Origin of the sequence: Pseudomonas sp., from assembly GCF_002796985.1 — a bacterium.
Taxonomy (GTDB): domain Bacteria; phylum Pseudomonadota; class Gammaproteobacteria; order Pseudomonadales; family Pseudomonadaceae; genus Pseudomonas.
The window spans coordinates 98,293-108,928 of record NZ_PEKX01000017.1 but is presented as its reverse complement, the minus strand read 5'-3'; the positions used below and the strand labels follow the sequence as shown (position 1 = coordinate 108,928).

Below are 10,636 nucleotides of genomic sequence, written 5' to 3'. Positions count from 1 at the left end.
TAGAGTTTGAGAAGCGACATTTACTGAGCCTGGAAAGTGTCTAGGGAATCCGGGGCGATTCACTGGCAGCATCGCGAAGCCCCAGATTGAGTTTGAATCTCAGTCAGTCATAACGCTGTAGCGCCGAGTATGATCAGGCTCCCGAACTTCAGTTCAGAGAGCATAAGGTCCTGATTCGACAATCCCCTATCCCCTTTAGGCTTCCACGCTCGTATTTGGACCACCTTCATCTTGCCCTTTGCAGATCACCCTGACTCGGTGCCGTGTGTCCGCCGGCCAACACATGTCGCTGCTGGTGCGGGACCAGAATGTCGCTGCTGACTGTGCTCGTTCCGTTGTTCCACGCCCAGCAGCCTCGTTGCTTACGAGTCCAGCCTTATCACGCTGCTCACAACTCAGGCACTCGCCAAGAGGATCGATGCGAGCTTTGTTGCCGCCGCCAAAGCCCTCTCAGGTCGTTTCGAAAGTCACACCGTCCAGGTTTGTTCTCTGAATGGCTAACCAGGCGGTCTCTAGTCACAGGTTCAGTGCCCTGCCCTCCACTGCCCTGCTAACCGATCATTATTGAGACGCTGATAATTGAATGCACGATCAGGTACTTGGGGGCATTGAAGGCACTGATGCTCCGGCAATGCCAGAGCAAATGGGGTAGACCTCGGTTCTGCATCAGCGCCGGCCTTCCAGCCGGCGCTTCCCTGGGGCAACTTCTAATCATTAGTTGAGTCTTTGAATGACTTCGTCCGGGTAGTAGGCGATCTGCAAGGTACGGCGCTGCCCCATCAGCTGGCCTTCGCCGTACCAGGTGATGTTGTCCTGGCGCAGGCTCATGCCATCGTTGCTGTACTCGTATTCGCCGCCGTTGGAGGTGCCGAAGGCGAAGCGTTCGTTATCCAGACGCTTCAGGTCGAAACGGGTGCCGGCCAGGGGCATCTGCTGCTTGACGCGCTTGAGGAAGGCCGGAGCCAGTTCGGAGAACAGCTCGCGTGTACGCGCCTGGTACTGAGCATCGGTAAGCCCTGGGGTCTGCTGCAACTTCTCGGTGATCAGCGTGAAGTACTCGGCATCGGTGCGGGCCAGGGCCATGCGCACAGCCATGACTTCGCTCAAGCGCGCCTGGTCGACCTGCATTTTCCCATCGGCGCCCTTCTGTGCTGCGATGAACTGCGCGCCATCGACCTGGATGAGCGGCGCCGTGGCCAGGTAAGCCGCGCAGGCGATTTCCTGGCCGCTGTGGTTACCGCTGACCAGCAGCGCCGTGACACCGCCCTTTTTCGTCAGGCTTGCGTTCGTCTCACCACTGGCGCTGACGAACCGGTCGACCTCCGACTGCTTCATCTCCCCGCGAGCCAGGCCGCAGATGTGCTGCATGACGGCCGGATTGCGCTTGCCATCCACCAGGGGCGACATGCTGAAGATCGCGTTGCGGATCACCGGCAGCGCGGGGTATTCCAGGGTGCGCAGCGGTTGTACTGGAGGCTTGGCAGCCGCACTGGCGGTGGTCTGGTCGGCGTCCTTGCAGCCGGCCAGAAGGCAGATTGGCAGAAGCATCACAGTCAGCCATTTGCTGGAAGTGGTCATGGCTCATTCCTCGCTCTTGATGGGTTGCGCCACGGCGGCGGTGATTTCGACGATGACTCGGCGGTTGGCTGCCAGGCACTGGCTCAGTTGGTCGCGCGGAGCGTCCGGGCAATCGGTGATTGGCTGCGCTGCGCCAACCCCATGAACCTGCATCAGCCCAGCGGGCACGCCGGCCCCGACGAGGTAGTCGCGCACGGCTTCGGCGCGGCGCAGCGACAGATCGAGGTTGTAGGCACGGGAGCCCAGCCGGTCGGTGTGCCCGGTGATGGAGATCGCATTCGGATGCTGGCCCTGGAGCTGGCTGGCCAGCCGCTGCAGGCTGGCCTGGCCGGCGGCACTCAACTGTGCGCGGTCGAAGGCGAAGGCAGTGTCGGCGGACAGGGTGATGCTCCGCACCGGCTGCGGCGCAGGTGCCACGGCTGGCTTGAGCTGGTCCTGGCAGTCAGCCGGGGAATACAGGAAGCTCTGGGCCTGCATGTCCTTGTCGAACAGCACCTTGTACTGGCAGACCAGGTCGGCCTGGGCCGGGCGGCGGAAGCGCAGGATGTAGTCCCACTCGCGCACACCGAACAGGCCCTCCTGGAAGTGCGGCGTACCGAGCAGTTCATACAGCTGGACCTTGCCCATGCCCGGCTGAACCTTGGCCAGGTTTTCCAGGTTCACGTAGCTGCCCTGCGGGCGGTAGGAGTCGCTGATCGACGGGAACTGCGGAGCGGCGCTGTGGCCCTGCTCGTCGACCGAGCTGTGAGTGCCGCAGGCAGCCAGCAGCAGGCTGGCGCAGGCGATGACGAGAGTCCGTACGGCGAAAGGTTTGAAAGCGTTCATCTTGATCTCCTCGAAGGGGCCCGGCCGGAGCCGGGCCTGGATGGAAAAACTCACCACTGGTAACCCACACCGACGGAGACGCCGGTATCACCCTGACTGGTCGTGCTGCCCTGCAGCTTGGTGACCCACTTGCCGTTGTCGGAGATCTTCGAGACACCGACCGCCAGCGCACCCTGGCCGCGGTAGTTGCCCAGACCCACGGCGGCCATGCTGGCCCCCGGCGAGTACGGCTGCGGCAGGGTCGCCATGGCCATGGCGCCGGCGATGCCCGCACTGAGGATGTCATCCTGTTTCTTCAGGTCGTGGCGCAGCGCGTTGTAGCGGGAGTCGGTGTAGTCGTAGAACTGGTTGGAGATGTCACCCATGCTCTTCTGCAGTTGGCCGACGTTGACGGCATCGGTGGTTGCGGTGCCGGCGGCAACGTTGGTGATCTGCCGCTCCTGTCCGGCACTGCCCACCGACACGCTGTTCTCGCGGTCGGCCACCGAGCCGGCGCCCAGGGCCACGGAGTTGGTCGCTTGGGCATCGGCACCGTTACCCAGGGCCGTGGCATTGCGGCCACCGGCACGCGAGCGAGTACCGATTGCTGCACTGTTGTCGCCGGTGGCCTCGGCGCCCGCGCCGCCGGCCAGCGAGTCGGCTCCGCTCGGGCGAGGCTTGGGCAGGTGGCTGCTGTTGTTCACCTGGAACATGCCGTCGGTGCCGTTCTGCAGGTTGCTGATGTTCACCCCGGCCTGAGTCACGCGGGCATCGACGTTGCTGATGTTGCCGTTGATGGTGTCGCCCTGCTGGCGCAGCTGCGACACGTTGACGGCATCGGTATCGGCCTCGCCGGCCTTGACGTTGACGATCTGCCGCTCGTTGCCGGCGCTGCCGACCGAGACACTGCCTTCGCGATCAGCCACCGAGCCTGCACCCAATGCCACGCTGTCGTTGGCCTGGGCGTTGGCACCTGCACCAATGGCCGAGCTGCGCTCGCCGCTGGCGGAGGCGCCGTCGCCCATGGCCACCGAGGAAGTGCCACTGGCGCTGGCACCATTGCCCATTGCCGTGGCAGCCGTACCGCTGGCACTGGCGTCGCTGCCGATGGCGCTGGCCTTGTCCGCGCTGGCGTTGGCGCCGTCACCCATTGCCAGCGACGATGCGCCGGAAGCCTGGGCAGCCGGGCCGACCGCGATGGAGTCGCTGCCGCTGGCGACCGAGTCGTCTTTCTCCGAGGTGGTGTGGAAGTACTTGGTACGGCCCAGGCTGATGTTGTTGATCTGGGTGGTCACTTCGTACAGTTGCGAGCCGTTGATGGCATCGGTCGAATCCGTGCTGATGTCACCCGCGGCCACGTTGGTGATCTTGTTCGGACCACGGCCGCCGTGATTGGCGTTATAGGCACCGTTGCCACCGTTGGCGGTCGGGTCCCAGAGCAGTGAGTCCTGGGCCAACTGATCGGTACGATCAGACACGCCCTTGAGCTGCGACACGTTCACCGCATCGGTTTCATCCGCACCTGCCGCGACGTTGGTCACCCGGCGTTCCGCACCGGCAGCACCGACCGAGACTTCGCCGCTGGCGACGCCGGCGACCCGCGCACCGTTGGGTGCAAAGGCCGGATGGCTGAGGTCCGCCGTGGTGGTGCTGTTGGCGCCCAGTGCCACGCTGTTGTCGGCCGTGGCAGTGGCGTTGCGACCCAGAGCCAGGGCGCTGTCGCCGGTGGCTTGTGCCTGGTAGCCCACCGCCGTGGAACCCTGCCCCTTGGCGTAGGCATCGTCCACCGGCAGGCCGTTGTCATTGGTGCGCACATAGCGGATGCCGCGACCGTTCTCCTGGACGTTGGCTTCGCTGTCATCGCCGAAGACATTGGTGACGCGGTTGTCGACGTTGGCGACCTGTTGATTGGTCTGGTTGAGCTGCGAGCCGTTGATGGCGTCGGTGGAAGTCGCGTTCACGTCGCCGTCGGCCACCTGGGTGATCTTGTTCGGGCCGGTGCCGTTATGGTCGGCGCTGAAGGCACCCTGCCCGCCGTTGGCACTCGGGTCCCACAACAGAGCGTCCTGGGCCAGCTTCTCGGTGCGGTCGGAGACGCCCTTGAGTTGCGAGACGTTCACCGCGTCGGTTTCATCCGCACCCGCCGCGACATTGGTCACCCGGCGTTCGGCACCGGCAGTGCCGATCGAGACTTCGCCAGTGGCGACGCCGGCCACTGGCGCACCGTAGGGTGTATAGGCCGGACGACTGAGGTCCGCCGTGGTGGTGCTGTTTGCGCCCAGCGCCACGCTGTTATCAGCCGTGGCACTGGCGTTGCGGCCCAGAGCCAGGGCGCTGTCGCCGGTGGCTTGTGCCTGGTAGCCCACCGCCGTGGAGCCCTGCCCCTTCGCGTAGGCATCCTCCAGCGGCAGGCCGTTGTCATTGGTACGCACATAGCGGATGCCGCGACCGTTCTGCTCGATGTTGGCCTCGCTGTCATCGCCGAAGACATTGGTGACGCGGTTGTCAACGTTACTGACCCGGTTGTCGACATTGCTGACCCGGTTGTCGATATTGCTGACTTGCTGGTTGGTCTCGTTGAGCTGCGACATGTTCACCGCGTCGCTATCACCTTCACCGCGGGCCACGTTGGTAATACGGGTGCCGCCAGTCTTGCTGGTGCTGTTGTAGGTGTCGCCACCCAGGGTCACGCTGTTATGGGTGCTGTTGTCGTACATCACCGCATCGGCGGTGGCACTGCCGACCGCGCCCTTGAGCTGGGCCACGTTGACCGCATCGCTGTCTTGCGCACCGGCGGCCACGCCAGTGATCTGGCGGAATTTGCCGGTAGCGGCATCCCCCACGGCGACAGCGCCCAGGGTGCTGCCGGTGACGGCAATGGCATCGGCCTGGGCCTGGGTTGCGCCACCGGGCACATAGCCGGCCACACCGGCCGCCGTTCCAGCCACCGAGCCTGCGCCCAGGGCTACCCCCTCCTGAGCCAGTGCCTGGGCGCCAGTCCCCAGGGCCAGGGCGTTCTGCTGGCTGGCGAGCGCGTTGTTGCCGATGGCGACTGAATCTGCTGCGCTGGCGCGGGTCCCGGTCGGGTTGCCCAATGCGTCGGTGCCGACATTGCCGATCGCCAGGGAGTTGGTGCCATCGATCTTGTTGTTCAGGCCGATGCGCCCGCCGTTGACGAACAGTTCATCGCCCAGGGTCAGCGAGTTGGTGCCGGCTGCCTGGCTGCCCGTGCCGTAGAAGAGCACACGGCCAGTCTGGGTGGATTTGTCGCCGGATTTGCAGTTGCTGTTGTTGCCGTCGTACTTCCAGCCCATGTCACCGGTGACACCGGTGTCGTGGACGAAGACGCAACCTGAATCGGTGCTGTCGTTGACGTACAGACCGGGATTGCCGGCGATGCCTTTCTCGTAGTTCGAGCCGTCAGCCGCCAGCGCGTCACCGAAGTAGAGGCCACCCAGGGTACCGAGCCCGAGGACAGCCAGCGCGCGGCCACCTTTGCCCGAGTGCCGGGCGAATTCGCAGGCGACGCACCAGCACTGCTGGGATTTGGACCAGACCAGACGATAAATCCTGTTCATGAGAAAACTCCTTCCAGGGGGTTGCCCTGGCGTGGGTAGGGGGAATTCAGCGGGAAGACAGTTGCAGGGCGCGGCTGGACTGGATCAGCAGCGGGCGCTCCATGGCCGAAGGGCGGGACTGGTCGAGGGCGCGCTGGTAGAGGGCGCGCTGGTAGAGGCGCAGCGCGCCGGCATGGTCCTGACGGACGTAGTCCAGGTAGGCACCGGCGAACAATCCGGCCTCGGTGCGCAGGTCACGCTTGACCGCTTCGGGGGCCTGCAGCGCATCGATCTCGGCGAACACTGCCGAGCTGTCGGTCTTGCCCTGGTAGAGGGCAACCAGTGCGCGCTGCTGCGGGGTAACGGCCTTGACGCTACGGGCGAGCTTCTGCACCCGCGCCTTGGCGGCGTCCGGCTTGAGCCCGGCGTCACTGGCGCCGCGAGCGCCCAGCCACAGCCCCCAGAGGCCGGCGTAGGCCTTTACCTGCGGATTCGACGAGTGCTTCTGAAGGTCGGCGAAGGCATTGCGGGCCAGGTCGAAGCGCGCCAGGGCCGTGAGGTTCACCGCCGAAGGCACGGCGATGACAGCGCTCTGGTCGCTGCCCTTGAGGGCGTCGTAGAACTGCCGGGCACGCATGTGGCGGCCGTTGGCATCTTCGAGGAAGGCCTGCTCCGCCAGGGCACGGGTGCCGCCCTGCCCTTCGGCCGCGGCTTCGCGAAGCAGGGCCTGGGCGGCGCCGAGGTCGCCTTCGAGCAGTTGCTGGTGGGCCAGCAGCACCATCGGCTGGGCAGGCTGCTTCGCTGCGCCGACCGGGTCGGCAAGGGCCACGCCACTGCCGATCAAAAGGGCAATGGCGAGCATGGACAGTGCGCCGGGGCGGCGCGGGCAGGACAGTTTGGAGGTGAGGTTCATGGCGGCAACTCCGCAAGTAGACGAGTTGCGCACATGCTAGGGAGAGGGCCGTCCGAGCGAACTCAGAGTCCTTCAGGCGGCGATATCAGAGTTCTTCGATAGTTAACCGACACTGGCCAGCAATAGCTCCAGTTCGAGCACCACCAGCAGCTCGTTTTCCGTGCGTTCATAGCGCAGCCGGCCTTCCAGATGCTCGGCCAGGCGTTCGGCATGATGACGGTCGATGACGCTCTCCGGCGCGGGTTGTCCGGACACTTCCAGGCTGACGCCGATGCGCCCTGCTCCGCGCATCGTCACACTGAGCCGGAGCGTGAGCGGAATACGGGCGTCGGCATGGAACAGCGCCAGTACGCTGGTCATCCACTCCGAGAAAGCCTGCGCATCCAGCCAGACCCGATCGACTCCCAGGCTCGGCATGCCGAACAGGCTTGCGGTATGTCCTGCCAGGCTGCGGCTGATCAACGGGTGCAGCTCGCAGGCGACCGGTGCGCTGGCCACCTGGCCGTCCTCCAGGTCACAGATCCGCCGCAAGCGCTCCAGCCGCGCGCTCAGGTTGGCCAGGCCCGGCGTGGCCGGATGCAGCCCCATGTCGTCCAGCCGCCCGGCCAGTTCCGTCAGCGAAGCCGTATAGAGCTCGGTGCGCTGGCGCAGGCGACTTTCGACCAGCAACGCGCGGTCACGCAGCTCGATCAGGTGCTCCTCGCTGGAAGTGATGTCCTGCAAGCCGCCCAGCACGCCGGTGGGCCGGCCGGAGGCATCGCGGTACGGCACCATCCAGTAATGCAGGACCCGGGGCTCACCGAAGATTTCCACGCGCATCGTGACCGCCACCGGGATGCCGTCGTTGACCAGCCGGCGGTAGGACTCGGGCAGCGTCTGGCGCAAGGCCGGGGGAAACCAGCGCGCATCGGTGAGCCCCGAATGCAGTGCTTCGTCCGCCGTGATGCGGAAGTAATCGAGGAAGCGCTGGTTGCAGAACAGCAACCGGCCTTCGATGTTGCGCACCAGCATCGGCGTAGGAGCCGCGTCCACCAGACCGCGCAGAACGCCCAGTTCCAGAGGCAACTCTTCGCTGGAGACCGCACCGGCAGCAGGTTCCTGCTCGGTCAGCAGACCGTTTCGCCGGGCGATCTCGGCCAGTTCGACGTTGGAGCCTACATGGAGCTTTTCGAGCAGATGCCCCTTGTAGGTGCTGACGGTCTTGAAGCTGATGCGCAGTTGCTCGGCAATCCGTACGTTCGGGTGGCCCTCGGCGATCAACTGCAGCACCGCCAGCTCCCGCGGCGTCAGGCTGGCCAGTTCATTGCCGCTGCCCGGCTGCATGTGTTCGCGGGCGAAGTGCGCGCGCCCGGCCAGCACGTCGAGTATCGCCTTGCGCAGCCCGGCCAGGTCCTCGTCCTTGCTGACGAAGCCACTGGCCCCGGCCTGGAAGCACAGCGGGGCGAAATGCGCGGGGTTCTGCCGGCTGTACACCAGCAGCTTCTGCGCGGGATCCCGCGCGCGCAGCCGGCGCAACAGGTCGAGCCCACCGGCGCCGGGGAGCGCCATTTCCAGGATGACCAGTTGCGGTTGCGCCGCGCGGGCAATGCCAAGCCCCGTCGGAACGTCGTCGGCCTCCTCAAGCACCACATGCCCCATGCTTTCCAGCAGATCGCGCAGCGCGCTGCGTACGATCGGCGTCGGGTCCACCAGCAATACGGTTGCCATGTCGCCTCCCTTTGCCTGTTCCTTCCTGGCGCAGCAAGCATAGGCGAGCGCGCGCGCATGCACCCGCAGGGCGGCCAATCGCGCCTGCGGGAGGGCCACCCCGTCGTGCCCTCCCCTCTAAAAGGGAGGGGCCGCGCCATCGTCCTAGGGGGACCGTTCGGGCTGCGTTTCGCGCTTCACTTCGTCGATTCAATACTTCCCAGGGCCGCCGGCCCGTCGAAGCCAACTGCTGACGAGGTGTCCATGACCGCCCCCCTGCTGAACGAGCGCGAACTCGACTTCCTGCTTTATGAATTCCTCGACACCCGTGCCCTGCTCCAGCGCCCGCGCTATGCCGACCTGGACCTCGACGTGCTGCGCGCCACCCTCGACACGGCACGTTCCCTGGCCAGTGAGTGCTTCGCCCCGCACAACCACAAGGGCGACGCCGAAGAGCCGACCTTCGACGGCGAGCGGGTCCATCTGATCCCGGAAACCAGGGAAGCCTGGGAGGCCTTCGCCGAGGCCGGCTTCCTCGCTGCCCACCACGACGCCGAAGATGGCGGGCTGCAACTCCCCGAGGTGCTGCTGCGCGCCTGCATGGCCTACTTCAACGCGGCCAACATCAGCACCACGGCCTACGCCTTCCTCACCATCGGCGCCGCCAACCTGGTCAGCAGCTTCGCCGAAGGCGCCCTGCGCCAGCGTTACCTGCCGGCCATGCTCAACGGCCAGTGCAGCGGCACCATGGCGCTCACCGAACCGGGCCAGGGCTCGGCGCTGGGTGACCTGCGCACCAGCGCGCGGCCGGCGGCAGATGGCAGTTACCGTGTGTTCGGGCAGAAGATGTTCATCTCCGGCGGCGACCACGAACTGTGCGACAACATCGTCCACATGGTCCTGGCGCGCATCGAAGGCGCGCCGGCCGGTGCCAAGGGGATTTCGCTGTTCCTGGTGCCCAAGTTCCTGGTCAACCCGGACGGCAGCCAGGGCGAGCGCAACGACGTCGCCCTGGCCGGGCTGCTGCACAAGATGGGTTACCGCAACACCACCTCCACCGTGCTCAACTTCGGCGAGCAGGACGGCGCCGTAGGCTACCTGGTCGGTGAGGCCGGCCAGGGGCTGGCCTACATGTTCCAGATGATGAACGAGGCGCGCATCGGCGTCGGCCTGGGCGCGGCCAGCCTGGCCTATGAGAGCTATCGCCACGCACTGGCTTACGCTCGCGAGCGCCCGCAGGGGCGGACGCCGGGCAACAAGAACCCCGTGCAGCCGCAGGTGCGCATCGTCGAGCACGCCGATGTGCGGCGCATGCTGTTGCAGCAGAAGGTCTACGCCGAGGGCAGCCTTGCGCTGTGCCTGTACGCCAGCAGCCTGGTGGAAGACGCGCACACCGCGCCGGATGCACAGGCGCGCGGCGAGGCCGCCGAGCTGCTCGACCTGCTGACCCCCATGGTCAAGTCCTGGCCGTCGCGCTACGGCCTGATCGCCTCGGATATCGGTATCCAGATACTCGGCGGCGCCGGCTATACCCGCGAGTACCCGCTGGAGCAGCTCTACCGCGACAACCGCCTCAACCCCATCCACGAAGGCACCGAAGGCATCCAGGCCATCGATCTGCTGGCGCGCAAGCTCGGTCCGCGCGGTGGCGACGGCTATGAACTGTTCCTGAAGCAGGCCCGCGCCACCGTCGAGCAGGCCGCCAGCGATGCGCACTGTGCTCGTCTGGCGGATCAGTTGAGCGATGCGCTGCGACGGCTGGAGGAAGTCACCGCAGCCCTTCAGGCGCAGGTGACCGAGGACGCCGACCACGGGCTCGCCAACGCCAGCGTCTACCTCGACCTGTTCGGCCGCGTCACGGTCGGCTGGCTGTGGCTGCGCATGGCGCTGCTCGCGGGTCGCGCGCTGGACAACGGCGCGGCCGCTGAACAAGCCGATTTCTACCGCGGCAAGCTGCACGCCGCCGATTACTTCATGACCTGGGAACTGGCACCGCTGGCGGCACAGGCCGACCTGCTGCGCTCCGGCAACCGACTCAACCTGGACATGCAGGACGCCTGGTTCTGACTGCCTTTCCCCCCAAGCCCGCTCTACCGAC

At 65.9% G+C, this 10,636-nt stretch carries 6 protein-coding genes; 1 reads left to right on the top strand and 5 read right to left on the bottom strand.

Annotated elements, in window-relative coordinates; translation table 11 throughout:
* Window positions 1–714 precede the first annotated feature (714 nt).
* The 5 genes from CTR55_RS20520 to CTR55_RS20500 form a co-directional block, all read right to left on the bottom strand.
* Window positions 715–1,578: a hypothetical protein gene (locus tag CTR55_RS20520; protein ID WP_296288856.1), complete on the bottom strand. Its 864-nt coding sequence runs from the start codon at window positions 1,576–1,578 to the stop codon at window positions 715–717.
* 3 nt (window positions 1,579–1,581) lie between these two features.
* Window positions 1,582–2,403 (bottom strand): OmpA family protein, encoded by an 822-nt coding sequence (locus tag CTR55_RS20515; protein ID WP_296288854.1) that lies wholly within the window; start codon window positions 2,401–2,403, stop codon window positions 1,582–1,584.
* 50 nt (window positions 2,404–2,453) lie between these two features.
* A complete protein-coding gene (locus tag CTR55_RS20510; RefSeq protein WP_296288852.1) occupies window positions 2,454–5,960 on the bottom strand; it encodes a YadA-like family protein in 3,507 nt (1,168 codons plus the stop codon).
* 46 nt (window positions 5,961–6,006) lie between these two features.
* Window positions 6,007–6,852, bottom strand: coding sequence for a hypothetical protein (locus CTR55_RS20505; protein WP_296288850.1), 846 nt, complete (start codon window positions 6,850–6,852; stop codon window positions 6,007–6,009).
* A gap of 102 nt (window positions 6,853–6,954) precedes the next feature.
* The gene (locus CTR55_RS20500) at window positions 6,955–8,559 is read right to left on the bottom strand and encodes a response regulator (RefSeq protein WP_296288848.1); all 1,605 of its coding nucleotides are present in this window, start codon (window positions 8,557–8,559) and stop codon (window positions 6,955–6,957) included.
* A 243-nt stretch (window positions 8,560–8,802) separates the two neighbouring features.
* On the opposite strand from CTR55_RS20500, the gene CTR55_RS20495 reads away from it, so the two are divergent.
* Entirely contained in the window at window positions 8,803–10,605 is a 1,803-nt protein-coding gene (locus CTR55_RS20495; protein ID WP_296288847.1) for an acyl-CoA dehydrogenase, read from the top strand.
* Window positions 10,606–10,636 lie beyond the last annotated feature (31 nt).

What these genes read in the sequence shown, in the direction of transcription:
- CTR55_RS20515 (WP_296288854.1), bottom strand. Translation starts at nt 2,403, where the DNA reads ATGAACGCTTTCAAACCTTTCGCCGTACGGACTCTCGTCATCGCCTGC.
- CTR55_RS20495 (WP_296288847.1), top strand. Translation starts at nt 8,803, where the DNA reads ATGACCGCCCCCCTGCTGAACGAGCGCGAACTCGACTTCCTGCTTTAT.
- CTR55_RS20500 (WP_296288848.1), bottom strand. Translation starts at nt 8,559, where the DNA reads ATGGCAACCGTATTGCTGGTGGACCCGACGCCGATCGTACGCAGCGCG.
- CTR55_RS20505 (WP_296288850.1), bottom strand. Translation starts at nt 6,852, where the DNA reads ATGAACCTCACCTCCAAACTGTCCTGCCCGCGCCGCCCCGGCGCACTG.
- CTR55_RS20510 (WP_296288852.1), bottom strand. Translation starts at nt 5,960, where the DNA reads ATGAACAGGATTTATCGTCTGGTCTGGTCCAAATCCCAGCAGTGCTGG.
- CTR55_RS20520 (WP_296288856.1), bottom strand. Translation starts at nt 1,578, where the DNA reads ATGACCACTTCCAGCAAATGGCTGACTGTGATGCTTCTGCCAATCTGC.